The 22,222-nt window shown below is 69.5% G+C and carries 28 protein-coding genes; 15 read left to right on the forward strand and 13 right to left on the reverse strand.

The annotated features are described in order from the left end of the window. Positions 1-34: 34 nt before the first annotated feature. Positions 35-649, reverse strand: coding sequence for a DNA-3-methyladenine glycosylase I (locus tag FHQ07_RS09960; RefSeq protein ID WP_139716656.1), 615 nt, complete (start codon positions 647-649; stop codon positions 35-37). A 131-nt stretch (positions 650-780) separates the two neighbouring features. On the opposite strand from FHQ07_RS09960, the gene FHQ07_RS09965 reads away from it, so the two are divergent. Both FHQ07_RS09965 and FHQ07_RS09970 read left to right on the forward strand, forming a co-directional pair. Then, the gene (locus tag FHQ07_RS09965) at positions 781-975 is read left to right on the forward strand and encodes a hypothetical protein (protein ID WP_139716657.1); all 195 of its coding nucleotides are present in this window, start codon (positions 781-783) and stop codon (positions 973-975) included. A gap of 268 nt (positions 976-1,243) precedes the next feature. Next, positions 1,244-2,467 carry an MFS transporter gene (locus FHQ07_RS09970; RefSeq protein WP_139716658.1) on the forward strand — a complete coding sequence of 408 codons (1,224 nt, stop codon included), beginning with the start codon at positions 1,244-1,246 and terminating at the stop codon, positions 2,465-2,467. Between the two features lie 56 nt (positions 2,468-2,523). Here the strand turns inward: FHQ07_RS09970 and FHQ07_RS09975 are convergent, their stop codons facing one another. The 5 genes from FHQ07_RS09975 to FHQ07_RS09995 all read right to left on the reverse strand — a co-directional run bounded on the left by FHQ07_RS09975 (position 2,524) and on the right by FHQ07_RS09995 (position 7,700). After that, the gene (locus tag FHQ07_RS09975) at positions 2,524-4,503 is read right to left on the reverse strand and encodes an alpha/beta hydrolase family protein (protein WP_139716659.1); all 1,980 of its coding nucleotides are present in this window, start codon (positions 4,501-4,503) and stop codon (positions 2,524-2,526) included. A 35-nt stretch (positions 4,504-4,538) separates the two neighbouring features. Further along, positions 4,539-5,126 carry an acyl carrier protein phosphodiesterase gene (locus FHQ07_RS09980; protein ID WP_139716660.1) on the reverse strand — a complete coding sequence of 196 codons (588 nt, stop codon included), beginning with the start codon at positions 5,124-5,126 and terminating at the stop codon, positions 4,539-4,541. An 85-nt stretch (positions 5,127-5,211) separates the two neighbouring features. Next, a complete protein-coding gene (locus tag FHQ07_RS09985; protein WP_139716661.1) occupies positions 5,212-5,595 on the reverse strand; it encodes a hypothetical protein in 384 nt (127 codons plus the stop codon). A 70-nt stretch (positions 5,596-5,665) separates the two neighbouring features. Further along, positions 5,666-6,439, reverse strand: a complete 774-nt coding sequence (locus FHQ07_RS09990; protein ID WP_139716662.1) for a LytR/AlgR family response regulator transcription factor — start codon at positions 6,437-6,439, stop codon at positions 5,666-5,668. Next, on the reverse strand, positions 6,432-7,700 hold the full coding sequence (locus FHQ07_RS09995) for a sensor histidine kinase (protein ID WP_139716663.1): 1,269 nt from the start codon (positions 7,698-7,700) through the stop codon (positions 6,432-6,434). The genes FHQ07_RS09990 and FHQ07_RS09995 overlap by 8 nt, the downstream gene beginning before the upstream one ends. 147 nt (positions 7,701-7,847) lie before the next feature. On the opposite strand from FHQ07_RS09995, the gene FHQ07_RS10000 reads away from it, so the two are divergent. The 3 genes from FHQ07_RS10000 (at position 7,848) to FHQ07_RS10010 (ending at position 10,770) form a co-directional block, all read left to right on the forward strand. Then, on the forward strand, positions 7,848-8,960 hold the full coding sequence (locus tag FHQ07_RS10000) for a sensor domain-containing diguanylate cyclase (RefSeq protein WP_139716664.1): 1,113 nt from the start codon (positions 7,848-7,850) through the stop codon (positions 8,958-8,960). A 68-nt stretch (positions 8,961-9,028) separates the two neighbouring features. Beyond that, positions 9,029-9,790, forward strand: coding sequence for a class I SAM-dependent methyltransferase (locus FHQ07_RS10005; protein WP_139716665.1), 762 nt, complete (start codon positions 9,029-9,031; stop codon positions 9,788-9,790). A gap of 17 nt (positions 9,791-9,807) precedes the next feature. Further along, positions 9,808-10,770, forward strand: a complete 963-nt coding sequence (locus FHQ07_RS10010) for a polysaccharide deacetylase family protein (protein WP_139716666.1) — start codon at positions 9,808-9,810, stop codon at positions 10,768-10,770. A gap of 41 nt (positions 10,771-10,811) precedes the next feature. On the opposite strand, the gene FHQ07_RS10015 is transcribed toward FHQ07_RS10010, so the two are convergent. Then, positions 10,812-11,669: a DNA ligase gene (locus tag FHQ07_RS10015; RefSeq protein ID WP_139716667.1), complete on the reverse strand. Its 858-nt coding sequence runs from the start codon at positions 11,667-11,669 to the stop codon at positions 10,812-10,814. 101 nt (positions 11,670-11,770) lie between these two features. After that, the gene (locus tag FHQ07_RS10020) at positions 11,771-12,148 is read right to left on the reverse strand and encodes a YciI family protein (RefSeq protein WP_139716668.1); all 378 of its coding nucleotides are present in this window, start codon (positions 12,146-12,148) and stop codon (positions 11,771-11,773) included. 174 nt (positions 12,149-12,322) lie between these two features. On the opposite strand from FHQ07_RS10020, the gene FHQ07_RS10025 reads away from it, so the two are divergent. The 4 genes from FHQ07_RS10025 (at position 12,323) to FHQ07_RS10040 (ending at position 15,047) form a co-directional block, all read left to right on the forward strand. Beyond that, positions 12,323-12,742: a YciI family protein gene (locus FHQ07_RS10025; RefSeq protein ID WP_139716669.1), complete on the forward strand. Its 420-nt coding sequence runs from the start codon at positions 12,323-12,325 to the stop codon at positions 12,740-12,742. 25 nt (positions 12,743-12,767) lie between these two features. Then, complete coding sequence (locus FHQ07_RS10030; protein WP_139716670.1) at positions 12,768-13,208, forward strand: VOC family protein; 441 nt, start codon at positions 12,768-12,770, stop codon at positions 13,206-13,208. A 114-nt stretch (positions 13,209-13,322) separates the two neighbouring features. Then, complete coding sequence (locus FHQ07_RS10035) at positions 13,323-13,730, forward strand: VOC family protein (protein WP_139716671.1); 408 nt, start codon at positions 13,323-13,325, stop codon at positions 13,728-13,730. A gap of 48 nt (positions 13,731-13,778) precedes the next feature. After that, a complete protein-coding gene (locus tag FHQ07_RS10040; RefSeq protein WP_139716672.1) occupies positions 13,779-15,047 on the forward strand; it encodes an RNA polymerase sigma factor in 1,269 nt (422 codons plus the stop codon). 49 nt (positions 15,048-15,096) lie between these two features. On the opposite strand, the gene FHQ07_RS10045 is transcribed toward FHQ07_RS10040, so the two are convergent. The 3 genes from FHQ07_RS10045 to FHQ07_RS10055 all read right to left on the reverse strand — a co-directional run bounded on the left by FHQ07_RS10045 (position 15,097) and on the right by FHQ07_RS10055 (position 16,377). Further along, positions 15,097-15,654: a DUF3016 domain-containing protein gene (locus FHQ07_RS10045; protein ID WP_139716673.1), complete on the reverse strand. Its 558-nt coding sequence runs from the start codon at positions 15,652-15,654 to the stop codon at positions 15,097-15,099. Positions 15,655-15,727: 73 nt separating this feature from the next. Next, positions 15,728-16,000: a DUF3297 family protein gene (locus FHQ07_RS10050; protein ID WP_139716674.1), complete on the reverse strand. Its 273-nt coding sequence runs from the start codon at positions 15,998-16,000 to the stop codon at positions 15,728-15,730. 50 nt (positions 16,001-16,050) lie between these two features. Further along, positions 16,051-16,377, reverse strand: a complete 327-nt coding sequence (locus tag FHQ07_RS10055) for a hypothetical protein (RefSeq protein ID WP_139716675.1) — start codon at positions 16,375-16,377, stop codon at positions 16,051-16,053. A gap of 145 nt (positions 16,378-16,522) precedes the next feature. On the opposite strand from FHQ07_RS10055, the gene FHQ07_RS10060 reads away from it, so the two are divergent. The 5 genes from FHQ07_RS10060 to FHQ07_RS10080 are packed head-to-tail and all read left to right on the forward strand — an operon-like array spanning position 16,523 to position 20,045. Continuing rightward, positions 16,523-17,089 carry an RNA polymerase sigma factor gene (locus FHQ07_RS10060; RefSeq protein WP_139716676.1) on the forward strand — a complete coding sequence of 189 codons (567 nt, stop codon included), beginning with the start codon at positions 16,523-16,525 and terminating at the stop codon, positions 17,087-17,089. After that, the gene (locus tag FHQ07_RS10065; protein WP_139716677.1) at positions 17,086-17,550 is read left to right on the forward strand and encodes a hypothetical protein; all 465 of its coding nucleotides are present in this window, start codon (positions 17,086-17,088) and stop codon (positions 17,548-17,550) included. The genes FHQ07_RS10060 and FHQ07_RS10065 overlap by 4 nt, the downstream gene beginning before the upstream one ends. Positions 17,551-17,587: 37 nt before the next feature. Further along, complete coding sequence (locus FHQ07_RS10070) at positions 17,588-18,649, forward strand: class I SAM-dependent methyltransferase (protein ID WP_139716678.1); 1,062 nt, start codon at positions 17,588-17,590, stop codon at positions 18,647-18,649. Further along, positions 18,646-19,356, forward strand: coding sequence for a pseudouridine synthase (locus tag FHQ07_RS10075; protein ID WP_139716679.1), 711 nt, complete (start codon positions 18,646-18,648; stop codon positions 19,354-19,356). The genes FHQ07_RS10070 and FHQ07_RS10075 overlap by 4 nt, the downstream gene beginning before the upstream one ends. Beyond that, the gene (locus FHQ07_RS10080) at positions 19,353-20,045 is read left to right on the forward strand and encodes an HAD family hydrolase (protein ID WP_139716680.1); all 693 of its coding nucleotides are present in this window, start codon (positions 19,353-19,355) and stop codon (positions 20,043-20,045) included. Before FHQ07_RS10075 ends, FHQ07_RS10080 begins: the two co-directional genes overlap by 4 nt. On the opposite strand, the gene FHQ07_RS10085 is transcribed toward FHQ07_RS10080, so the two are convergent. Then, positions 20,042-20,608 (reverse strand): DUF1415 domain-containing protein, encoded by a 567-nt coding sequence (locus FHQ07_RS10085; RefSeq protein WP_139716681.1) that lies wholly within the window; start codon positions 20,606-20,608, stop codon positions 20,042-20,044. The genes FHQ07_RS10080 and FHQ07_RS10085 overlap by 4 nt on opposite strands. A 98-nt stretch (positions 20,609-20,706) precedes the next feature. Between FHQ07_RS10085 and FHQ07_RS10090 the strand changes: the two genes are divergently transcribed. After that, complete coding sequence (locus FHQ07_RS10090; RefSeq protein ID WP_168191536.1) at positions 20,707-21,705, forward strand: MBL fold metallo-hydrolase; 999 nt, start codon at positions 20,707-20,709, stop codon at positions 21,703-21,705. Positions 21,706-21,708: 3 nt separating this feature from the next. On the opposite strand, the gene FHQ07_RS10095 is transcribed toward FHQ07_RS10090, so the two are convergent. After that, positions 21,709-22,191, reverse strand: coding sequence for a YajQ family cyclic di-GMP-binding protein (locus tag FHQ07_RS10095; RefSeq protein ID WP_139716683.1), 483 nt, complete (start codon positions 22,189-22,191; stop codon positions 21,709-21,711). Between the last annotated feature and the right edge of the window lie 31 nt (positions 22,192-22,222).

Below are 22,222 nucleotides of genomic sequence, written 5' to 3' on the forward strand. Positions count from 1 at the left end.
CTGTCGCCAACCGCGCGCGATGCCGGGGTGAACGTCAGGGCCGGGGCAGGGCCTTGCGCAGGGCGTCGACCTCGGTGCGCGCGAAACAGTCGTGCTGGTGGTCGTTGACCAGGCCCATCGCCTGCATGAAGGCGTACATCGTGGTCGGGCCGACGAACTTCCAGCCGCGCTTCTTCAGGTCCTTCGACAGGGCGATCGCTTCCGGCGCGGTGGTGAAGCCGCGCAGCACCTCGACGGTGAGCTTGTTCGGACGCTTGGAGACGTCGACTTCGTATCGCCAGAAGTAGCGGGCCAGCGTACCGAACTCGCGCTGCAGTTCGATCGCGCGGCCGGCGTTGTTGATGACCGCTTCGATCTTGCCGCGATGGCGGACGATGCCGGCATCGGCCAGCAGGCGTTGCACGTCGGCTTCCGAATACTTCGCGACCTTGCGGAAATCGAAGCCGTCGAAGCCGGCGCGGAACGCCTCGCGCTTCTTCAGGATGGTGATCCAGCTCAGCCCGGCCTGGAAGCCTTCCAGGCTGATCTTCTCGAACAGGCGGATGTCGTCGGTGACCGGGCGGCCCCATTCGCGGTCGTGGTAGCCGTCGTAGAGCTCGGAGCCGTCGCTCCAGAAACAGCGTTGCAACCCGGCGGCCGGTTTCGGCATCTCTTTCTCCAGTGGATGGGATGCAGGTTAGCTGAACGAATCCCATCGACCGCGACCGCCATGACTTCCAGCCCATGCGGACTGTCGTCTTAGTGTTTTACATTACCAGCACACCAATACAGGAGCCGTTCATGTTTCGCACCGAGTCCCCCCGTCCGATGGCCTTCGTCGAGCGCCGCCTGACCCCACGCCGTGGGGACGGTGTCGCGGCACCGGCCCGCATCCACCGCGAACGCGATTTCGGCGTTGGCTACGGCAGCAGCAGCGGCTATGGCAGCAACCGCCACTACGCGAGCTCGTCGGCCACCATCTTCCGTTGCCGTTGAACCGAGGCTGCCGGTTGGGCCGCGACCTCCCCGCGCGGCCCGGCCGGTAGGCCGAGGTTCCCGCTTCCCCGTCGAGCGGATGTGGGCCGGCCGTCTCCGGCCTGCATCCGCCCGGCACCTTTCCCCCGATCGACCCGCCGCTGGCGGGTTCTTTTTTGCGCCCGCGGCGGAATCGCGAGCAGCCTTCGCGCCGCGTTGCGCCTGCCCCAGTCGCTGCTTGCCAACGTATTCACCGTCGGCAGCTGATGCTGCGGTGCACAATAAGCCAATGGCGAATACGGAATCCGCGATCCCGCTGCATGCCGCGCTGTCGTCGCGGCAGGTCGCATGGGTCTTGTTCGCGCTGTCGATGGGCGGCTTCGCCATCGGCACCAGCGAGTTCGTGATCATGGGCCTGATCAGCGAGATGGCGCGCGACCTCGGCGTCACCGAGCCGCAGGTCGGCCATGTGATCAGCGCCTACGCATTGGGCGTGGTGGTCGGCGCGCCGCTGCTGGCGATCTTCGGCGCCAGGCGCCGACGCCGCAGCCTGCTGCTGGGTTTCATGGGCTTCTACGCGGTCGGCAACCTGGCCTGCGCGCTGGCACCGGATTACCACACGCTGATGCTGGCGCGCTTCATCGCCGGCCTGCCGCATGGCGCCTACTTCGGCGTGGCCGCGCTGGTCGCCGCGCATATCAGTCCGCCGGAACAGCGCGGCACCGCAGTCGGGCGGGTGATGCTGGGTCTGTCGGTGGCGCTGTTGGTTGGCAATCCGTTGGCGACCTGGCTGGGGCAAGTGATGGGCTGGCGTTACGCGTTCGCGCTGGTCAGCCTGATCGCGCTGGCGACGATGGCGATGACCGCCTGGCGCCTGCCCGCCGGCATGGGCGCGCCGCGCACCGATGCGCTGCGCGAACTGCGCGACTTCAACCGCGCGCCGGTATGGCTGACGCTGGGCGTCGGCGCGATCGGCTTCGCCGGCATGTTCGCGGTGTTCAGCTACCTCACGCCGACCTTGTTGCAGGTCACCGGCGTCGGCGAGGGCTTCATCCCGTTCGCGCTGATGGCATTCGGCATCGGCAGCATCCTCGGCACCCTGGCCGGCGGCTGGCTGTTCGACCGCTTCGGCTTCCGCGCCGCCGCCATCGTGCTGGTCTGGTCGATGCTCATCCTCCTGCTGTTCCCGCTGGCCGCGCAGTCGGCCTGGGCGGTGCTGCCACTGGTGCTGGCGGTGGCGACGATGGGCGCGCTGGGGCCGGTGCTGCAATCGCACCTGATGGACGTGGCCCGCGATGCGCAGACGCTGGCCGCCGCCTCCCACCACGCGGCGTTCAACGCCGCCAATGCGCTGGGCCCGTGGCTGGGCGGGATGGCGATCACCGCCGGCTACGGCTGGACTTCGACCGGGTATGTCGGTGCCGCCACCGCGATCGGCGGCTTGCTGGTGTACGCGCTGGCGCGGCGCGACCTGCGCGGGCGCGACGCCGCGGCCGAGGCTGCGGCAGGCTGATCGATCTCGATGCGGCGGCGGTGTCGCCGGTCCCGCCGCGGCCGGCGCCGCTACGCTCAGCCGCCGCCCGCCGCACCCTCCGCTTCGCCCTTCGCGGCCTGCGCGCCGCCCAGGTTGCGCGCGAGGAAGTCCAGCAGCGTCTGGTAGAACTCGCGGCGGTGGGCGGTGGTGTAGAAGCCGTGTCCTTCGGTATCGAAGAACAAGGTTTGCGCCGGGTTGCCGGCCTTGGCCAGTGCATTCGCCATCCGCTTGCTGTGCACGATCGGCGCGATCTGGTCGGCGCCGCCCGCGACCAGCAGGACCTGCGCCTTGATCCGCGCGGCCATGCCGACGGGCGAGCGCAACGCGAGGCCGTCGCGCTCGCCGACCCAATCGTCGACCCAGTTGCGCATCGAGCGGCTGGCGGCGGAATCCCGGCGGTGCATTTCCTCGAGGTCGTACACGCCCACATAACCCACCGCGCAACGGTAGAGGTCGGGTTCCCTGGCCGCGCCCATCAACGCGGCATAACCGCCGTAGCTGGCGCCGTAGATGCAGATCCGCGCGGGATCGGCGATGCGCTGTTCGATCGCCCAGCGGGTGGCATCGGTGAGATCGTCCTGCATGGCGCCGCCCCATTGGCGCGCGCCCGCCTGCCGGAAGCGCTGGCCGTAGTTGCCGGAGCCGCGGAAATTGATGCGCAGCACCGCATAGCCGGCTTCGGCCAGCATCTGGGTGTCGTCGTCGAAGGCCCACTCGTCGAAGATGCCGTAGGGCCCGCCATGCGGCATCACCACCATCGGCAAGGGCGCAGCTTCCGCGGCACCGGCCGGCAGGGTCAGGTAGCCCTGCAGCGCGAGGCCGTCGCGCGCGCGGACGGAAACCGGCCGCATCTTCGGCAGCTTGGCCGGGTCGAACCATTCGCGTGCCACGAACACGCCGTTGACGTTCATGGTGGCCGGGTCGAACAGGTAGGTGTCGCCCGGCGTGCGGTCGTTCCAGACCTGCACCAGCGCGAGGCCGTCGCGGGTGTAGGAGGTGACGTTGACCGCGGCATCGGGGAATGCCTGCTCCAGCGCACGGTACAGGCGCGCGCCTTCGCCGCCGCCTTCGAGCAGGCGGGCATGCACGCGGCCGTCCATGTACTGCACGCCGAGCAGGGTATGGCCGTCGCGGTCCAGGATCACCGCGTATGGATCGACGGACGGGTCGCGCAGCGCCTGCTTGCGCTCGCCGGTCCGCGTGTCCCAGGCGACGATGGCGTCCGGGCCGGTGTCCTGGGTGACCTCGAGGTAGGCGATGTGGCCGTCCGCGGAGAACCCGAGCGCCGATTCGACGCGCCCGCTCTCGGCTTGGTCGTTGACCAGCCGCCAGTCGTCGCCGTCGCCATTGCGGTAGTACAGCTTGCTGTAGTTGTCGTTCTTCGCGCCGCGCGCGAAGCGGACCCGGCCGTTGGCGTCGCTGAGGAAGACCGCCCGGTTGACCGGCGCGGTCGCCACCCGCGCGCGGCGGCCGCTGTACACGTCCAGCTTGTCGACCACGGTCAACGGCTCGGGCCCGAGCTTCCATGCCGAGATCAGCACGTTGCGCGGGTCGTCGGGCAATGGGTCGATCAGCGTGGCCATCTCCCATTGCGGGTTGATCGAGATGGTGGCCACCAGCCCGGGGTTGTCCTCGCGCCCGACCAGCACCTTGATCCGCTTGCCGTCCAGGCCGAGGCCGTAGAGCTGTCCGGTGCTGAAGGGCTGGTCGCGGCTGCCGAGGCGCTCGGCCATGGCGATCACCACCCGGTCGTCGCTGGCCCACCAGAAATCGTCGATCACCGAATCCTTCGCCCCGGAAGCGCCGGTCACCAGTTTCTTGTCGGAACGCCGCAGGATGGCCAGGCCGACGCGATCCTCCAGTTGCACGGTCGCCGCGTAGTACTGGCCGTCGGGCGAGATCTTGATGCGGCCGTAGCTGTCCTGCTTGAGGTAGCGATCCAGCCGTACCTGCGCCTGCGCGGGAAGGAATGTCAGCAGCAGCGCGGCAAGCGCGGCGATCAACCAGGTTCGCATGGGCGCCCTCCTGGCGCGTCGCATCGCGTCGGAGTTTATAGGCGCATCCGTGCCGCCGCGTCGATCAGGTCCGGGAAGAACCCCTCGAACGCGGCATCCGCCGCCGCTTCGTTCGCACGCAGCACGTCGAGGCATTCGACCAGGCGATCGCCATTGTGCGACAGCCGGGTGGCGATGCCGTGCACGGCATGGTCGACGTTGCCGCGGCGCGCGTAGGAACCCAGCCAGTCGTGCGCGGCCATCCGCGGGGCGATGGCGTGCAGGCGCGGCGGCAGTTCCTCGCCATGTTCGCGCAGCACGCGGTAGACGCGCGCGGTGAACGCCTCGAGCGGCATGTCGTTCCAGCGCATCCAATCGCGCGCCAGGCAATGGTCGAAATACACGTCGAGCACGATGCCGGCATAGCGGCGCAGGCCGGCGGCATCGAACAGGCCGCGTGCTTCGACCACCGCCGGATGCTCGTCGGTGTAACGGTCGATGCGGCGATGGCGGACGATCTCGGCGCGGATCGGCGGCGGCCAGTCCTGCAGCGCGGATTGGCCGAACACGAAGTCGCCGAGCAGCGCGCCGAGGATCGCGTCGTCCGCATGCCGGGCCAGCCATGCGTGGGCGAGGTAGTTCATCGCCCGATGGTAGCCGCACGCGCTTCGGCGTTGCGTCGCGTCGATGGCGGGCACCGGCATCTGGCCGTGCAGCGGCGCAGCAAGCTCAGAACGGCTTGCTGGCCGCCGCGGGTTCGCAATCCGCGCCGAGCGCCTTGTCGTCGATGGCGACGCACACGCGGAAGTCGTGCAGGCCGGCGATCTGGCGGTCCTCGCCACGCGCCACCGTGAAGCGCTGCAGCGGGGCGAGCGCGCAGTCCGCCTTGCCGGCGCAGGCCGCCGGGTAGAGCGTGTAATGGCAGCTGCCGCTGTCGCTTTCCAGGCAATGGAAGCGCGCTACGCCGTCTTCCACGCGCGCCTTGCTGTACAGGGTGTCGTGGCCGTTGTCGCCGATGCGGTTGCTGTAGCTGGTGCCGCCGATCCCGCAGGCGGAGAGGATCACCAGCAGCGGCGAAAGCAGGAATCGAGCGAGGACGATGAACCTGGGCATGTTGCACCTCGTGGTGGGGCGGCGCGGGGGAGTGGCGTCAGGCGCATGCCGGCACGGCATGCCGCCGGCGCTACATGTGCTTGAACAGGGCCATGAACGGCTGGCTGACGGTGAGCGTTTCCGGGCGATGCCGCAGGCGCACGGTGCCGCGGCCGCTGTCGTCGCGGACGATGCCGGCGATCGCCCTCAGGTTGACGATGGTGGAGCGGTGGATCTGCTTGAAGCTATTGGCGTCCAGCCGCGGCAGCAACTCGCGCAGCGGCGTGCGCAGCAGCGCCTCGCCCTCGGCGGTGACCACGGTGGTGTACTTGTGGTCGGCCTGGAAATAGGCCACGTCGTCGACCAGGATCAGCCGCGTCTCGCGGCCCGCGCTGGCGGTCAGCCAGGTCAGCGGTTCCACCGCGCCGGCCGAGTTCGGCAATGCGCCGAGCTTGTCCAGCAGCGTCGCCAGCATCGCCGCATCCGGCAACGCGTCCTGCGCCTGCAGGCGGGCGACGCTGGCGTCCAGCCGTTCCGGCTTCACCGGCTTCAGCAGGTAGTCGATCGCGCCGCGCTCGAAGGCGTCGATCGCGTACTGGTCGTATGCGGTGACGAACACGATCTTCGTGCGCGGGCTGGCTTCGGCGGCGAGGGCGGCGACTTCCAGGCCGGTCAGGCCGGGCATGCGGATGTCGAGGAAGGCGACGTCCGGGGTGTGCTCGGCCAGCGCTTCCACCGCGCTGGCGCCGTCCTCGCATTCGGCGACGACCTGCAATGCCGGCCATGCGCGCCTGAGCTCGGCGACCAGCGAATGGCGCAGGATCGCTTCGTCCTCGGCGACGATGCAGGTGCGCGCGTCAGTCATGGCGGCTGCTCCGCTGCGGCGCGGTCGCGGGGACGGTGATCGTCGCCGCCACGCCGGCCGGGAAATTGGCGATCACGCTCAGGTTGGCGTCGCCGTTGTAGCGCAGGCGCAGGCGTTCGCGCACGTTCTTCAGGCCGATCCCGGTACCGCTGGTCTTGGTGTTGAAGCCTTCGCCGTTGTCGGCCACGGTGACCGCCACGCCGCCTTCGTCGCGGCGCGCGCGCAGCCACACGGTGCCGCCGCCGGTGCGCGGCTCCAGGCCGTGCTTGATCGCGTTCTCGACCAGGGTCTGCAGCATCATCGCCGGCAGCGGGGTGGCGCGCAGCGCTTCGGGGACGTCGACCTGCACGTCGAGGCGGTCGCCCATGCGGATCTTGAGGATCTCGAGGTAGGCCAGCGCGCGTTCCAGTTCCGCGCCCAGCGTCGACATCTCGTCCTCGGCGTTCGGCAGCGAACGGCGCAGGTACTGGATGAGGTGGCCGAGCATGGATTCGGCGCGGGCCGGGTCGCTGCGGGTCAGCAGCTGCGCGCTGGCCAGGGTGTTGTAGAGGAAGTGCGGCTCGACCTGCGCGTGCAGCAGGTGCAGCTTGGCCTCGGTCAGTTCCTTCTGGGTTGCGGTCTGCGCGGCGCTGGCCTGTTCGCCGCGGCGCAGCGCGCCGATGCGGCGGGTGATCGCGCGCACGATCGCCTCGGCGTTCTCGTAGTTGGTGCCGTCGTCGACCAGGAACCAGTCGCTCCATGCCGGGTTTTCCGGCTCGCAGATCAGGGTGACGCGGCCGCTGTCCTCGCCCGGGGTGACCGTGGCCTGCAGCTGGTTGCGCGGCAGGCCGAACCACAGCAGCGGGTTCCAGCGCCGCAGCGGGTGCTCGCCGTAGGTGCGCGGGCGCGCCACCTTGGCCTTGAGCTGCAGGCTGTCGCGGGCGCTCTGCACCTGTTCGATGCCGGGCAGTTCGCGGATCGCGGCGTCCAGCAGGTCGAAGGCCTCGCCGGGTTCCAGCGGTATCTCGACCAGCCGCTTCTGGCGGTTGCTGAGCGCGTCGGCATCGGTGCGGCCGGCGATCAGGCGCACCCGGTGCAGGTGCGAGAACGCGCCGGTCACCACCAGCGCCATCGTCGCCATCGAGAACAGCACCGCCGGCAGATCGAATCGGCCGATCAACGGGATGCTGGAGTACAGGCTGACGACCAGCATCACCGCCAGGCCCCAGGCGATGGCGATGCGCAGGACGAAGAACAACTGCTTGAACAGGGACTTGAGCATGCGGGCGGCCTGGCCGGTGCGTGTCTGGAGACGAGCACGGAGCATAGCGAGGCCGACCGCCGGCGGAAGGCTGCGCGCGACGAAGCCCGGGATCGGCCGACGAACAGCGCCCGCGCAGGCGTAGACTGCCGGCGACGGGGGGAGCACATGGCCAACGACGCCGCCGACAACTCGACCGCGGAACTCCCGGCTGCGCCCTGGGACGGGCGCGACGCGCCCGCGCGCAATGCCACCCTGACCCGGATCCTGGTGCGGATCGCGCGCGAGGCCCTGCAGGGCGCCGACCTCGAGGCCATGATGCAGGGCACCTGCGCCTGCCTGGTGGCGGAGCTGCCGGTGGCGATCGCCAGCGTGATCCTGCTCGACGAGGCCCACGCGTACTTCGTGCACGAGGTCTGGGCCGGCGAGTGGACGCTGTCGCCGCTGGAGGCCACCGGCGACTGGCCGGTCAGCCGCGGCTGCGCCGGCCGTTGCGCGCGGCTGGGCACGCCGCAGCTGATCGCCGACGTGAGGGTCGATCCCGACTACGTGGCCGGCAACGACCTGGTGCGCAGCGAATACCTGGTGCCGATCCGCCATCGCCAGCGCATGCACGGCGTGCTCAACATCGAGAGCACGCGCACCGATTTTTTCGATGCGGAGGCCTGCGCGGTGTTCGATGCGGTCGCCGACCTGGTCGCCGGCGCGATCCATTTCGCGCGCATGGCCAACGAACTGCAGCAGGTGAACCACAGGCTGGAACAGCTGTCGATGATCGACGGCCTGACCGGCATCGCCAACCGGCGCTGCTTCGACCGCGAGCTGGACATGGGCTGGCGGCGGATGGCCGCCGAGGGCCGGCCGCTGTCGCTGCTGATGGTCGATGCCGATGCGTTCAAGCCGCTCAACGACGCCTGCGGGCACCTGCATGGCGACGAATGCCTGCGCGAGCTCGCGCGCATCTGCGGCGAGTTCGTGCAGGGCGAAGGCGACCTGGTCGCCCGCTTCGGCGGCGAGGAACTGGTGCTGCTGCTGCCGGGCCGCGACCTGGCGGCCGCGACCGCGATCGCCGAGGCCCTGCGCGTCGCGGTGGAAACCAAGGCGATGCCGCATCCGGCCTCGCCGGTGGCGGCGCACGTCACCGTGAGCGTGGGCGTGGCCACCGCCCTTCCCGCGGTGCCATGGCCGCCGGAACGGCTGATCGCCACCGCCGACCGCGCCATGTACGCGGCCAAGCGGCGCGGCCGCAACCGGGTGTGTGCCGAGCTTGCCAATCCATGACCTCCGGCCCGCGTGCGCGCGGACGGAAGGCGCATCATGCGCGGATCGCCCGCCGACCGGAGCCCGCCATGCGTCGCCTGTTGCTCGCTTCCTGCATCGCCCTCGCCTCGCTTTCCGGTTGCGCCAGCATGGGCGGCGCCTCCTCTTCCGACATCGCTGCGGTGCTGGCCAGTCCGTCGCGTTCGGCGGACGACAGGCAGCGCGACGCCCGCGACAAGCCGGCCGAAGTGCTGGCGCTGGCGAAGTTCAAGCGCGGCGACACCGTGGCCGACATCCTTGCCGGCGGCGGTTACTACAGCGAGATCCTGTCCGGCATCGTCGGCCCGGACGGCAAGGTGCTGCTGGTCAACAACCCCGGCTACGACGCCTTCGGCAAGAAGGGCTATACCGAGCGCCTGGCCAACAACCGCCTGCCGAACGTGACCCATGTGGTCGGCCCCAGCGATGCGCTGGGCATCGGCGAAGGCGTGCTCGACGGCGCGGTGATCGTGATGTCCTACCACGACCTGTACTGGGTCGACGACAAGATGGGCTGGCCGAAGGTCGATGCCGGCCGGTTCCTCGACCAGGTCGTGCGCGCGCTGAAGCCGGGCGGCGTGCTGCTGGTGGTCGACCACAGCGCGAAGCAAGGCACCGGCAGCGCCGCCGCGCAGGACCTGCACCGCATCGACGAGCAGTTCGCCATCGCCGATTTCCGCAGGCACGGCCTGCAATGGGAAGCGGCGATCCCGGTGCTGCGCAATGCGGACGACGACCGCAGCAAGAACGTGTTCGATCCGGCGATCCGCGGCAAGACCGACCGCTTCGTGCACCTCTATCGCAAGCCGTGACGCCCGCCGGATCGGCGATGCGCGGCACGCTGGCCGCGCTGCTCGCGTTGTGCTGTTCGCTGGCGGCGGCGCAGGCGCCCGACCGGCGCATCGCCATCACCATCGACGACCTGCCGTGGCAGCGCATCGGCAAGACCGCCGAGGCCGACCTGCGTTCGCGCCACGCCCAGCTGATCGCGCAGTTGAAGCAGGCGAAGGCGCCGGTGGTCGGCTTCGTAAACGAGGACAAGCTGGAAGTCGATGGCGTGGTGCAGCCGGCGCGGGTGGCGATGCTGCGCGACGGGCTGGAGGCCGGCGCCGAACTCGGCAACCACACCTACGGGCACGTCGACCTGCACGAGGTCGGCATCCCCGCCTACGAGAAGGCGATCCTGGAAGGCGAGCGCCGGTTGCGTCCGCTGCTGGCCGAGCGCGGCATGCGGCCGCGCTGGTTCCGCCATCCCTACCTGCGCGCCGGCAGGACCCAGGCGGACAAGGCCGCGGTGCGCGATTTCCTGGCGCGGCACGGCTACCGGATCGCGCCGGTGACGGTCGACAACGGCGAGTGGGTCTGGGCCTTCGCCTACGAGAACGTGCTCGACGGCCAGCCGGACACGCCGCTGCGCGCCGACACCTTGCGCCGCCTGCGCGAAGGCTACGTCCCGTACATGCTGAACAAGGTCGACTACTACGAGCGGCAATCGCAGGCGCTGCTCGGCTACGCCTTGCCGCAGGTGTGGCTGATGCATGCCAATGCACTGAACGCGGCGACCTATGCGGAACTGGTCGCGGGCGTGCGCCGCCGCGGCTACACCACGATCGGCCTCGACCAGGCGCTGCGCGATCCGGCGTATACCCGCGCCGACGGCTATGAGGGCCGCTACGGCCCGAGTTGGCTGCATCGCTGGGCGATGGCCGAAAAGAAGGCGAAAGACTTCTATGCCGGCGAGCCGGCGGTGCCGCAGTGGGTGCTGGACCTGGCCGGGGTGGACGCCGAATAGCGCGCGGGCGCTGCATCGCGGCGCCCGGCCTGGTCCGGCGATCAGCGATCGGGGCGCACCCGCAGGTAGCGGGCGAAGCGCGGCGTGCCTTTCGCGGTGAGGCCGTTGTAGCGGAACGTGACCTGCGCGCCGATCCGCGGCGGATGGGCGCGGTCGGCATCGCGCAAGCCGCTGCCCAGCGCGAAACGGCGGCCGTGCGCATCCTGCACCAGCAGCGCGCCGACCAGGCCGGCGTACTTGCCCTTGCCCGGGCGATAGCCGACCACCCGCGCTTCGGCATCGTCGGACGGCTTGAACTTGAGCAGGTCGTCGCTGCGCCCGGCGCGGTAACGCGCATCGGCGCGATGCAGCACCAGGCCTTCGCCGCCGCCGGCGACCACCGCCTGCAGCCGCGCATCCAGCGCCGCACGACCGCGGATCGGCGTCTGCGCGATCACGGCCAGCGTCGGCGCATCGGCGGCCAACACCAGCGAACGCAGGCGCGCGCTGCGCCGGCCGAAGCCGCCGCCGTCGGCCGGCAGGTCGAAGGCCATGAAGCGCACCCGCCGCCACTGCGCATCGTCGCGCTGCAGTGCGCGCACCAGGTCGCTGATGCGCTGGAACTCGCCGCGACCGCACCACAACTCGCCATCCATCGGTTGCGCCGGCCAGTCCGCGGTGAACCAGGCGGGCGCGTCGATGGCATCGCCATTGCGGGTCAGCAGGCGCTTGCCGTCCCAGCGGGCGCGCACGCCATCCAGTTTCTCGCTGACCAGGTAGCCGGCAAGGTCGCCGATGCCGGTGCCGAAGCGGGTCGCCAGCATCGGCGCCGGTACCTGCGGGCCCGCGCTGGCGGCCGGCAGCGGCATGCCGATGGCGGGCAACAACAGGGCGAGCAGCAGGGCGGTGCGCAGGTCCATCGCGGTTCTCCGTGGGCGATGCATCCAGCATCGCCACGGCAGGCCCGTGCGGCATTCAGTGAGTGCCGGTTTCCGGCGTCGGGGTTTCCCGCGTCGTTCGCCTAGGCGGCGCCGACCCGTTCGCGCACCGCGCCCATGTCGCGCACCGGGCGCACCTCGATGCTGCCGAAGCGCGCCCACGGGAACTGCTGCGCGATCCGCATCGCCTCGTCGATGTCGGCGGCCTCGATCAGGTTGAAGCCGGCCAGGAACTCGCGGGTCTCGGCGAACGGACCGTCGGTGATCCGCGCCACGCCATCGCGGACGCGCAGGGTGCGCGCGGTTTCGTGGCTTTCAAGCTGCTGCGAGCCGAGCAGGCAGCCGGCTTCGCGCAATGCATCGGCCTTCTCGAAGCAGCCGCGCATCAGGCGGTCGAATTCCCCCGCGGGCAACTCGGCCAGGCGTTCCGGGTCGGTATGGATCAGGGTCAGGAATTGCATCGCAGGCTCCGGATCGTGGCACGGCGGGTCGAGCGCGGATCATGCCGGCCTCGGCAGCGGGCTACAACCTGAATGCGAAAAGATTTTTCGATGGCGTGTCGATCCGTGCCGTTGTCGTCCGTCGTACTGCTTGAAGGGCGGACACGCCGACCCGATGCCACCAAGGAGCACGACATGAAAGTGATGGTGATGGTCAAGGCCACGGCCGATTCCGAAGCCGGCGCGATGCCGAGCACCGAACTGCTGGAAGCGATGGGCAAGTTCAACGAAGAGCTGGTCAATGCGGGGGTGATGCTGGCCGGCGAGGGCCTGCACCCGAGCGCGCGCGGCGCGCGCGTCGCCTTCGACGGCCCGCAACGGCGGGTGATCGACGGCCCGTTCGCCGAAACCCGCGAGTTGGTCGCCGGCTTCTGGCTGTGGCAGGTACGCTCGATGGACGAGGCGATCGAATGGGCCAAGCGTTGCCCGAACCCGATGCCGGGCCCGTCCGAACTGGAAATCCGCCCGATCTTCGAGGCCGAGGACTTCGGCGCCGAATTCACCCCCGAGCTGCGCGCGCAGGAAGAAGCCCTGCGCGAACGCCTCGGCAACTGAAACCACGACCACCAGGAGCGACACCATGAAGCTGATCCCGTACCTGATGTTCTTCAACGGCGACTGCCGCGCCGCGTTCGATTTCTACGCCGGGGCATTGGGCGGCGAGATCGTCGCATCGATCACCTACGGCGACATGCCGTCGTCGCCGGACCAGCCGCCGCTGCCGGAGGAGGCCAAGTCGCAGATCGCGCACGTGAACCTGGTGGCCGGCGGCGCCTCGATCATGGGCGGCGATTCGATCATGGGCTGCAACGGCAGCGAGAAGATCGACGGCCGCAACGACACCACGGTCAACATCGAGGTGGAGACCATCGAGGAGGCCGAGCGTGTGTTCGCCGCGCTGTCGGCCGGCGGCAACGTGCAGATGCCGCTGACCGAAACCTTCTGGTCGCATCGCTTCGGCATGTTCGAGGACCGCTACGGCAAGCCGTGGATGGTCAATTGCAACAAGCCGATGCCGTGATCCCGGCATGAGGGCATCTGCCGCCGGGCATTCGCTGCACGGCGCGGAATGCCGCTGCGCGAACACCCGGCGACAGGCGCCATCACACGAATCCTTTTCGACGGAGACTTCGTCATGCCCCGCAACCTCTACGTCAACCTGCCGGTGAAAGACCTCGAGCGCACCGTCGATTTCTTCGCCGCGCTCGGTTTCGCGTTCAACCCCAAGTTCACCGACGAAAACGCCACCTGCATGATCGTCAACGACAGCACCAGCGTGATGCTGCTGGTCGAACCCTACTTCGCCACGTTCACCAAGAAGCCGGTGTCCGACGCGAAGGCCGTCACCGAAACCCTGTTGGCGATCTCGGTGGACAGCCGTGCGGAGGTCGACGACTTCGTCGGCAAGGCGCTGGCCAAGGGCGCGGTCGAATACGCGGAGCCCAGGGACTTCGGCTTCATGTACCAGCGCGGCATCGCCGACCTGGACGGACACCAGTGGGAAGTGTTCTACATGGACGAAGCGCAGTTCCCGTCGCAGTAGACGTTCGAGGCTTGCGTCGTGGCGGCGGGCGATGGTGTGATCGGCGGCATGAATGATGCCGCCGTCCATCGCCGCCTCGACGCCTTGTGGCGGATGGAATCGCCGAAGTTGCTGGCGCGGCTCACCCGCATCACCGGCAACATCGACACCGCCGAGGAACTGGCGCAGGACGTGCTGGTCGGCGCGCTGGAACGCTGGCCGCGCGAGGGCGTGCCGGACAACCCGGCGGCGTGGCTGATGACCGCGGCCAAGCACCGCGCCATCGACCACGTCCGCCAGCGCCAGCTGCACGCGCGCAAGCAAGGCGAATACGGCATCGAACTGGAATTGCACGGGGCCGACATGCAGGGCGACGATGCGCAACGGTTGGCGGACGACGACATCGGCGACGACCTGCTGCGGCTGCTGTTCGTCAGCTGCCACCCGGTGTTGCCGATGGAGTCGCGGGTGGCGCTGACCTTGCGCATGCTCGGCGGCCTGAGCACGCCGGAGATCGCCCGCGCCTTCCTGCAGCAGGAAACGACGGTGGCGCAGCGCATCGTCCGCGCCAAGCGCACCCTGGCCGAGAAGCAGGTGCCGTTCGAGGTGCCGCGCAAGGCGGATTTGCCGGAGCGCGTGGATGCGGTGCTGGAAGTCCTCTACCTGGTGTTCAACGAAGGCTATGCCGCGACCAGCGGCGAGGACTGGATGCGGCCGGCGTTGTGCGAGGAAGCGTTGCGGTTGACGCGCGTACTAGTCGGCCTGTTGCCGAACGAGCCCGAGGCGCTCGGCCTGCTCGCGTTGATGGAACTGCAGGCGTCGCGCATGCCGGCGCGCACGCAGGCGGACGGCACGCCGATCCTGCTGCCGGAGCAGAACCGCGCGCGCTGGGACCGGCTGCAGATCCGGCGCGGGTTCAATGCGCTGGAGCGCGCGCAGCGGCTTGGAGGTGCGCAAGGGCCGTACGCGCTGCAGGCCGCGATCGCCGCCTGCCATGCGCGCGCCTTGCGTGCCGAAGACACCGATTGGACCCGCATCGCCGGCTTGTATGCGCTGCTGGCGCGTGCGATGCCGTCGCCGGTGGTGGAGCTCAACCGCGCGGTCGCGGTCGGCAAGGCGTTCGGCGCCGAGGCCGGCCTGGCGATCGCCGATGCGTTGCGCGATGTGCCGTCCTTGCGGGGTTACGCACCCCTGCATGCGGTGCGCGGCGACCTGCTGCAGCAACTCGGACGGAACGACGAGGCGCGCGCCGAGTTTTCCCGTGCCGCGGAGCTGACTGGCAATGCGCGCGAACGCGAAGTGTTGGCGGCTCGCGCGGCGGCCTGCAGCCCGGCCTGAAACGACGAAGCCGCCCGTGGGCGGCTTCGCCGGACGCGGGTCGCCGGATTCAGCGCGCGGCGGTATCCAGCTCGCGGCGCAGCCAGCTGTCGATCATCCGCTTCTCGTAGCGCAGCGGATCGGAATCGTTCAGCGGCGTCGGGCCGATCAGGAACGCCATGTCGCTGAGCTTGCGCTCGCCCTCGGAGACCAGAGCGCCGCTGGCGTCGAAATGGCGCACCTGCAGGGTCATGCGCGGCGGATAGATGTCGCGGATGATGCGGACGTCCTGGTGCTGCACGCCGTGCCAGGGCTCGTAATCGCCGGCGCGGTCGACGTCGGTGATGGTCAGCTCCAGGCGCTCGCCTGCGGGCAGTTGGGTTTCGGCGCGCTTGCGCAGGTACTGGGCGAGATCGGTCAGCCAGCTGCCGCGTTCGGCATCCCAGCGGTTGCGGCTGTAGCGCAGCTCGGCGAAGGTGGCCGGGTCGTTCCATTGCACGCTGACCGGCCCGGATGCGGGCAGGGCGCGCGGCGCGTCGGCGGCCAGCATGTCCTTGCCGCTGCCGGACGCGCAGCCGGCCACGGCCAGCGCCAGTGCGAGCGGAAGCGCGAGGGTCTTGAGGTTCATGGCACTGCTCCAGCGATGGGCGTGGGGCCAGTGTGCGCCTGCGCCTGCGTCCGCGGGAGTGGGGCGGGGAAACTCAGTCAGCAGGCGTTTCGTCTTGGCCGGCGGCATCGAGGAACCAGGCCTCGACCGTGCCCTTGACCTTCATCGTCATCGGCTGGCCGCGGCGGTCCAGCGACTTGCCGACCGGCAGGCGCACCCAGCCTTCGCTGATGCAGTACTCGTCGACGTTGTGGCGTTCCACGCCATTGAAGCGGATGCCGATGCCACGTTCCAGCATGGCCGGGTCGTGGAACTTGCTGCGCGGGTCGTTGGACAGGTGGTCGGGCGGGGTGTCGTGATCGGTCATGGGCGTGCTGCCGGCCTTGCGGGGCCGACAGCATACCCGCACGGCATGGATCAGCCGAACTTGCGCGAGGCCGCGAAGGAGGCCAGGTTGCCGATCCCGAGCGCGCCGACCAGCACCGCGATCACGCCCGGGGTGATGTCCTGCCAGCCGGCGGCTTCGACGATGCCGAAGCCCAGCGCCAGCGCGACCAGGGTGATGCCCCAGCGCAGCGAGGACAGGCGGCGGTTGCTCTCGTCGCCGGCGAGGATGCTGCGCACCAGGTCCGGCGCGCCGTTGCTGGCGACCAGCTGCTTGCGCACGCGGGCGTCGACCACCGCCTTGATCGAATAGGCGATGGCGGCGAACAGGGAAATCGGGATCAGCAGTTCGAAGTTCATGGGTGTGTCCTTGGTGGGCAGGGCCGGCCGCGGTGGCCGTTCGGGCAAAGGGATACGGCTGCCGCCGGGGCGGTTGCAGCCGCCCGTCGAAAAATTTCCTTCGAATCCTTGCAACCGCCGGCCCGCAGGGCGTATCCCATGCCGCATGGATGCCGATCGCGCCCTTGTCGAAGCCGTGCTCGCGAACCGCGCGGGCGCGTTCGAGCAATTGGTGCGCGACTACCAGGGCCTGTGCTGGCACGTGATCCAGCGCATGGTCCGGCATCCGGAGGACACCCGCGAGCTGTGCCAGGAGGCCTTCCTGCGCGTGCACCGCTACCTGCACCAGTACCGCCACGACAGCCCGCTGAAGTCGTGGATCGGGCAGGTGGCGTATTCGGTCGCCAGGCGCCACCTCGAACGCAAGCGCATCGCCCTTGCCGATACCGTGGACGACGAGGACGGCCTGTCGCTGCTGGACAACATCGGCGACGGCAGCGACCTGCAGCAGGAACACGTGCAGGCCGACGACGAACGCGAACTGCATGCCGCGATCGAGCGCCTGCCGCCGCTGCAACGCACGATCCTCACCCTGTATCACCTGGAAGAGCTGCCGATCGGCGAGATCGCCACCATCACCGGCCTCGCCGAGGGCACGATCAAGAGCCACCTGTTCCGTAGCCGTGTGAAACTGCGCGAGATCCTCGCTCCGCGCATCGGAGTTGCCGCATGAACCAGAACGACCGCGAATCCATCGACGAAGCCCGCTGGCAGGCGCAGGAAAAGGCCCGCCGCGGCGAACCCGGCGCCGATGCCAGCGAACTGCGCATCGCGCGCGCGTTGCGCCACGCGCCGCGGGTGGACCTCCCCGTCGATTTCGCGACTACCGTCGCGAAAAGCGCCGCCGCGCAGGTCGCGACGCTGGCGCGCGCGCAGGCCCTCGTCCCGGTTGTCGCGGAGCAATCGCAGATGGAACAGCGCCTGCTGCGTGGCCTGGTGTTGGTGTTCGCGCTGTCCGCCGCGGTGGTGGTCGCCTGGTATGGCCGCGGCTGGGTCGCGGAACTGGCCGCGGTGTTGCCCGGCGGCGGCGATGCGGTGGGTTGGAGCGCCGTTGCCGCGCTGTGCGTGCTGGGCAACTGGGGCTTCGGCGCGCTGAGGCGGCAGTTCGAACGCGGGTCGCACGCCGCCGCCTGATCGCGGCCATCGAACGGGCTCCCGTTAAACTGCGCGGATGAGCACCGCGCACCGCGACCAGGCCCTCGACGCCCTCCTGCATCCCTACGCCGATGGCCTGCTGCGCTGGCTGCCGCAGGGCGATGTGCTGTTCCTGCGCGCGCGCGAAGGTGCGGCCCTGCACGCCGTCGGCGCGCGCGGCTTCGCCTGCACCCAGCCGTTCAAGCCGGAAGTCGATCGCCTGCAGCGCATCGGCGCCGAGCTGGTCGACGAAGACGCCTTGCCCGCGGCGACGTACCCGCTGGTGCTGGTGTTGCCGCCGCGCCAGCGCGAGGAAGCGCGCGCCTTGCTGGCGAAAGCCTGCATGGCGGTGGCGCCGGGCGGCATCGTCATCGCCGCGGTGGCGAACGACGAGGGGGCGAAATCGCGCGAGGCCGACCTCAAGCAACTGGCCGGCAACCTCAACGTGATCAGCAAGCACCACTGCCGCGTGTTCTGGACGCGCCCCGACGCCGTGTTCGACGCGGCCCTGCTCGCGCAATGGGCGAAAGCCGACGCGCCGCGCGTGCAACGCAGCGCCGAGGTGCCCGGTGGCGAATTCCAGACCCGCCCCGGCGTGTTCGCCTGGGATCGCATCGATGCCGCCTCGAAGATGCTGGCGGAGGCCCTGCCGACCGACCTGCGCGGCCGTGTCGGCGATTTCGGCGCGGGCTGGGGCTATTTGTCGATGCAGGTGCTGGCGCGCTGCAAGCAGGTGACTTCGCTCGACCTGTACGAAGCCGACGCGCGTTCGCTCGCGCTGGCCGACGAAAACCTCGGCGACGCCCATCTTCCGGTGCACTGCCACTGGCACGACGTCACGCGTGGCGTCGACGAACGCTTCGATGTGATCGTCTGCAATCCGCCGTTCCATGCGCTGGGCCGCGGCGACCGCCCGGACATCGGCCGCGCCTTCATCGCCGCGGCGGCAAACGCGTTGAAACCGGGCGGCCGCCTGTGGCTGGTGGCGAATCGGCACCTGCCTTACGAACAGGCCCTGGGCGATGGTTTCGCGCAGGTGAACACCGTGGCGCAGAACGGCGGCTTCAAGATCGTCGAAGCGACCAAGGCGGCGCGATGAAGCTGGTCAAGCACATCGCCAACCTCGGCTACGGCAGCCGCAAGGACGTGCAGTGGATGTTCCGCGAGGGTCGCATCACCGATGCCGCGGGTGAGGTGTTGTACGCGGACGATCCGCTCGACCACGCCAACGTGCGCGTCGACGGCGAACCGCTGGATCCGCCGCCGGGCCTGTTGCTGATGCTCAACAAGCCGGTCGGCTACACCTGTTCGACCAAGGACCCGGGCCGGATCGTCTACGACCTGTTGCCGCCGCGCTTCCGCGCGCGCAGCCCGGCGTTGTCGACGGTCGGTCGATTGGATCGCGAGACCTCGGGGCTGTTGCTGTTCACCGACGACGGCCAGCTGCTGCACCGGATCATCGCGCCGAAGTCGAAGCTGCCGAAGGTGTACCTGGCCACGCTGGCGCAGGACCTGCGCGGCGACGAGGCGGCGACGTTCGCCAGCGGCACGCTGCTGCTGGAAAGCGAGAACACGCCGCTGTTGCAGGCGGAACTCGAGGTGCTGGATGCGCGTCGCGCCCGCCTGACCCTGCACGAAGGCCGCTACCACCAGGTGCGGCGGATGTTCGCGGCGGTCGGCAACCACGTCGAGGCCTTGCACCGCGAACGCATCGGCGGCTTGACGCTGGGCGCGTTGCCGGAAGGGCAGTGGCGGCCGCTGTCCGGCGGCGACGTCGACGCGCTGTTCGGCAAGGATCGCGGATGACGGCGGTCGCGCCGCTGCCGTTCCGCCCGCAGGCGGTGCTGTTCGACATGGACGGGCTGATGCTGGACAGCGAGCGCGCCATCCTCGATTGCCTCGCGCAAGCATCGGCGGAGCAGGGCCATGACCTGCCTTATTCGTTGTGGTTGCAGATGGTCGGCGGCAGCGAGGCGGTGTGCCGCGGCTTGCTGCACCAGCACCTCGATCCCGAGCCGGCGCAGACGCTGCTCGATCGCGCACATGCGCTGTACGAGGTGGTAGTCGATGCCGGCGTGCCGCATCGGCCTGGCATCGTCGAATTGCTGGACTGGTTGCAGGCCCGCGGCATCCCGCGCGCGGTGGCGACTTCGACCAAACGGCCGCTGGCCTTGCGCAAGCTGCGTGCGGCCGGCCTGCTGGAACGCTTCGACGCGGTCTGCACCAGCAGCGACGTGGCGCATCCGAAGCCGGCACCGGACATCTACCTGCTGGCGGCCTCGACGTTGGGCGTCGATCCGCTGCGCTGCCTGGTGCTGGAGGATTCGCCGACCGGCGTGCGCGCGGCATTGGCTGCAGGCATGACTCCGGTGCAGGTGCCGGACATGCTGCATCCGGACGAGGAAGTGCGTGGACTGCGGCATCGCATCGTCACCTCGCTGGGCGAGGCGCAGCGCTTGCTGGAGGCGCGGTTGGCGACCGCCGATCCGGCCTAGTCGCCGAGCAGCTTGTTCCAGCCGTCGACGCCGAGCCCGCGCACGGTCGCGATGTTGCGCTCGATGATCGCGTCCGGTTCCGGATACGCCGCCACCGCGCGGTCCACGCTGTCCTCGCGCAGCAGGTGCAGGATCGGGAACGGCGCGCGGTTGGTCAGGTTCTCGGCGTCGTCGGGTTCGGTGCCGGCGAACTGGTAGTGCGGGTGGAAGCTGGCCACCTGCAGCACGCCATCGAGTTCCAGCGCCTCGAGCAGCGCGTCGGCATCGTCGAGGAAATCGTTGTAGTCGAGGAAATCGCCCAGCACCTGCGGATGCACCAGCAGGGTGGTGTCGATTTCGTCCGCCGGCGTGTCGCGCAACAACGCCATTTCCTCGCCGAGTTGTTCCAACAGGGCGCGTTCGGTGCTGGCGTCGCTGACCACGATCCGCACCTGGTGCTTCGCGTACACCGCCTTGGCGAACGGGCACAGGTTGAACCCGATCACCGCGCGTTCCAGCCAGCGGCGCACGTCGCGTTCGATGCGTTCGGGATCGAAGCCGTCGATCTGCGCGTGGGTTTGCATGATTGGGCGGAACTCCGGTCGGGTGACCTTCGGCCATTGCAGGGCCGGGGCCGGGCGCGCAGCGTAGCCGACATCGCGGCGGGATGCGGGGAGAGCGCATGAAACCGAAGTGGATGCCGTTGCTCGCGCTGGGCCTGCTGGCCGCCTGCGCCACCGCGCCCCGCTTGCAGGCGCCGGATGGCATGCAGGCGCTGAATCGGCGCATGGTGCTGCTGCCCGGCACCTACGATCCGGAGCAGGGCGATGGCCAGCCCGACGGCAACAGCATCCTCATCCGCGCGCCGGACGGGCTGGTGGTGTTCGATACCGGCCGCCACGAGCAGGCGTTCACCGGCCGCATCATCGCCGCGGCGGACACCTGGCGGCTGCCGGTGGCGGCGATCGTCAACAGCCATTGGCACCTCGACCACGTCAGCGGCAACGTGCCGCTGCGCGCGCGCTTTCCACGGGCGAAGGTGTACGCGAGCACGGCGATCGAGGGCGCGATGCAGGGTTTCCTTGCCGATTCACGCCGGAACACCGCCGCGCGACTGGCGACGCTGCCGGCGGACAGCGCCGCGGCCGGTTATGCGCGCGCCAGCCTGGCCCGCATCGATGCCGGCCCGAAGCTGTTCCCGACCGAGCCGGTGCTGGCCTCCGGCGAACGAAACATCGCCGGCATGGCGTTCCACGTCGGGCTGGAAGACAACGCGGTGAGCGGCGGCGATGTCTGGTTGCTGGATCCGTCCAGTCGCACCCTCTTGGCCGGCGACCTGGTGAATTTCCCGGCACCGTTCTTCGACACCGCCTGCCCGCATGGCTGGAGCGAAGCGCTCGCGCGGCTGGATGCGCAGGCGTTCGACACCTTGGTGCCCGGGCACGGCGCAGCGATGACCCATGCGCAGTTCGGCATCTACCGGCGCGCGTTCGACCGCTTGCTGGCCTGCGCGGCGAGCGATGCCGGGGTTGCCGATTGCGCGACGCGCTGGGAAAACGATCTCGGCCCGTTGCTGCCGGAAAGCCAGCATCGGCTCAGCCGGATGCTGCTGGACTATTACTTCCAGGCCGTATTGCGCGCGGAGCCGGTCAAGCGCGACAAATACTGCCGCGCCGGCTGAGGCTCAATCGCGGAAGTTGTCGAACTGCAGCGGGCGTTCGAATTCCTGCGCGCGCAGCAGCGCCATCGCCGCCTGCAGGTCGTCGCGCTTCTTGCCGGTGACGCGCAGCTTGTCGCCGTTGATCTGCGAATCGACCTTGAGCTTGGCGTCCTTGATCGCGCCCTGCAGCTTCTTCGCCAGTTCGCGCTCGATGCCCTGCTTGACGGTGATCTTCTGCCGCGCGCCGGCGAGGTTGGTCTCGATGTCGCCGAACTCCAGGCAGCGCGCGTCGATCTTCCGCGCGAACAGGCGCGCGCGCAGGATGTCGGTCATCTGCTGCAGCTGGAAGTCGCTGGGCGCGGACTGGGTGATCAGCTTGTCCTCCAGCACGAACTTCGCGTCCACGCCCTTGAAGTCGAAGCGCGTGGACAGTTCGCGGTTGGCCTGGTCCACGGCGTTGGTCAGTTCGTGGGTATCCACTTCGGAAACGATGTCGAACGAAGGCATGGCGGGGCGTTGGCAGGTGACGGGGGGCGCA

This window comes from Thermomonas aquatica, assembly GCF_006337105.1.
GTDB lineage: Bacteria > Pseudomonadota > Gammaproteobacteria > Xanthomonadales > Xanthomonadaceae > Thermomonas > Thermomonas aquatica.

What these genes read in the sequence shown, in the direction of transcription:
- FHQ07_RS09960 (WP_139716656.1), bottom strand. Translation starts at nt 649, where the DNA reads ATGCCGAAACCGGCCGCCGGGTTGCAACGCTGTTTCTGGAGCGACGGC.
- FHQ07_RS09965 (WP_139716657.1), top strand. Translation starts at nt 781, where the DNA reads ATGTTTCGCACCGAGTCCCCCCGTCCGATGGCCTTCGTCGAGCGCCGC.
- FHQ07_RS09970 (WP_139716658.1), top strand. Translation starts at nt 1,244, where the DNA reads ATGGCGAATACGGAATCCGCGATCCCGCTGCATGCCGCGCTGTCGTCG.
- FHQ07_RS09975 (WP_139716659.1), bottom strand. Translation starts at nt 4,503, where the DNA reads ATGCGAACCTGGTTGATCGCCGCGCTTGCCGCGCTGCTGCTGACATTC.
- FHQ07_RS09980 (WP_139716660.1), bottom strand. Translation starts at nt 5,126, where the DNA reads ATGAACTACCTCGCCCACGCATGGCTGGCCCGGCATGCGGACGACGCG.
- FHQ07_RS09985 (WP_139716661.1), bottom strand. Translation starts at nt 5,595, where the DNA reads ATGCCCAGGTTCATCGTCCTCGCTCGATTCCTGCTTTCGCCGCTGCTG.
- FHQ07_RS09990 (WP_139716662.1), bottom strand. Translation starts at nt 6,439, where the DNA reads ATGACTGACGCGCGCACCTGCATCGTCGCCGAGGACGAAGCGATCCTG.
- FHQ07_RS09995 (WP_139716663.1), bottom strand. Translation starts at nt 7,700, where the DNA reads ATGCTCAAGTCCCTGTTCAAGCAGTTGTTCTTCGTCCTGCGCATCGCC.
- FHQ07_RS10000 (WP_139716664.1), top strand. Translation starts at nt 7,848, where the DNA reads ATGGCCAACGACGCCGCCGACAACTCGACCGCGGAACTCCCGGCTGCG.
- FHQ07_RS10005 (WP_139716665.1), top strand. Translation starts at nt 9,029, where the DNA reads ATGCGTCGCCTGTTGCTCGCTTCCTGCATCGCCCTCGCCTCGCTTTCC.
- FHQ07_RS10010 (WP_139716666.1), top strand. Translation starts at nt 9,808, where the DNA reads ATGCGCGGCACGCTGGCCGCGCTGCTCGCGTTGTGCTGTTCGCTGGCG.
- FHQ07_RS10015 (WP_139716667.1), bottom strand. Translation starts at nt 11,669, where the DNA reads ATGGACCTGCGCACCGCCCTGCTGCTCGCCCTGTTGTTGCCCGCCATC.
- FHQ07_RS10020 (WP_139716668.1), bottom strand. Translation starts at nt 12,148, where the DNA reads ATGCAATTCCTGACCCTGATCCATACCGACCCGGAACGCCTGGCCGAG.
- FHQ07_RS10025 (WP_139716669.1), top strand. Translation starts at nt 12,323, where the DNA reads ATGAAAGTGATGGTGATGGTCAAGGCCACGGCCGATTCCGAAGCCGGC.
- FHQ07_RS10030 (WP_139716670.1), top strand. Translation starts at nt 12,768, where the DNA reads ATGAAGCTGATCCCGTACCTGATGTTCTTCAACGGCGACTGCCGCGCC.
- FHQ07_RS10035 (WP_139716671.1), top strand. Translation starts at nt 13,323, where the DNA reads ATGCCCCGCAACCTCTACGTCAACCTGCCGGTGAAAGACCTCGAGCGC.
- FHQ07_RS10040 (WP_139716672.1), top strand. Translation starts at nt 13,779, where the DNA reads ATGAATGATGCCGCCGTCCATCGCCGCCTCGACGCCTTGTGGCGGATG.
- FHQ07_RS10045 (WP_139716673.1), bottom strand. Translation starts at nt 15,654, where the DNA reads ATGAACCTCAAGACCCTCGCGCTTCCGCTCGCACTGGCGCTGGCCGTG.
- FHQ07_RS10050 (WP_139716674.1), bottom strand. Translation starts at nt 16,000, where the DNA reads ATGACCGATCACGACACCCCGCCCGACCACCTGTCCAACGACCCGCGC.
- FHQ07_RS10055 (WP_139716675.1), bottom strand. Translation starts at nt 16,377, where the DNA reads ATGAACTTCGAACTGCTGATCCCGATTTCCCTGTTCGCCGCCATCGCC.
- FHQ07_RS10060 (WP_139716676.1), top strand. Translation starts at nt 16,523, where the DNA reads ATGGATGCCGATCGCGCCCTTGTCGAAGCCGTGCTCGCGAACCGCGCG.
- FHQ07_RS10065 (WP_139716677.1), top strand. Translation starts at nt 17,086, where the DNA reads ATGAACCAGAACGACCGCGAATCCATCGACGAAGCCCGCTGGCAGGCG.
- FHQ07_RS10070 (WP_139716678.1), top strand. Translation starts at nt 17,588, where the DNA reads ATGAGCACCGCGCACCGCGACCAGGCCCTCGACGCCCTCCTGCATCCC.
- FHQ07_RS10075 (WP_139716679.1), top strand. Translation starts at nt 18,646, where the DNA reads ATGAAGCTGGTCAAGCACATCGCCAACCTCGGCTACGGCAGCCGCAAG.
- FHQ07_RS10080 (WP_139716680.1), top strand. Translation starts at nt 19,353, where the DNA reads ATGACGGCGGTCGCGCCGCTGCCGTTCCGCCCGCAGGCGGTGCTGTTC.
- FHQ07_RS10085 (WP_139716681.1), bottom strand. Translation starts at nt 20,608, where the DNA reads ATGCAAACCCACGCGCAGATCGACGGCTTCGATCCCGAACGCATCGAA.
- FHQ07_RS10090 (WP_168191536.1), top strand. Translation starts at nt 20,707, where the DNA reads ATGAAACCGAAGTGGATGCCGTTGCTCGCGCTGGGCCTGCTGGCCGCC.
- FHQ07_RS10095 (WP_139716683.1), bottom strand. Translation starts at nt 22,191, where the DNA reads ATGCCTTCGTTCGACATCGTTTCCGAAGTGGATACCCACGAACTGACC.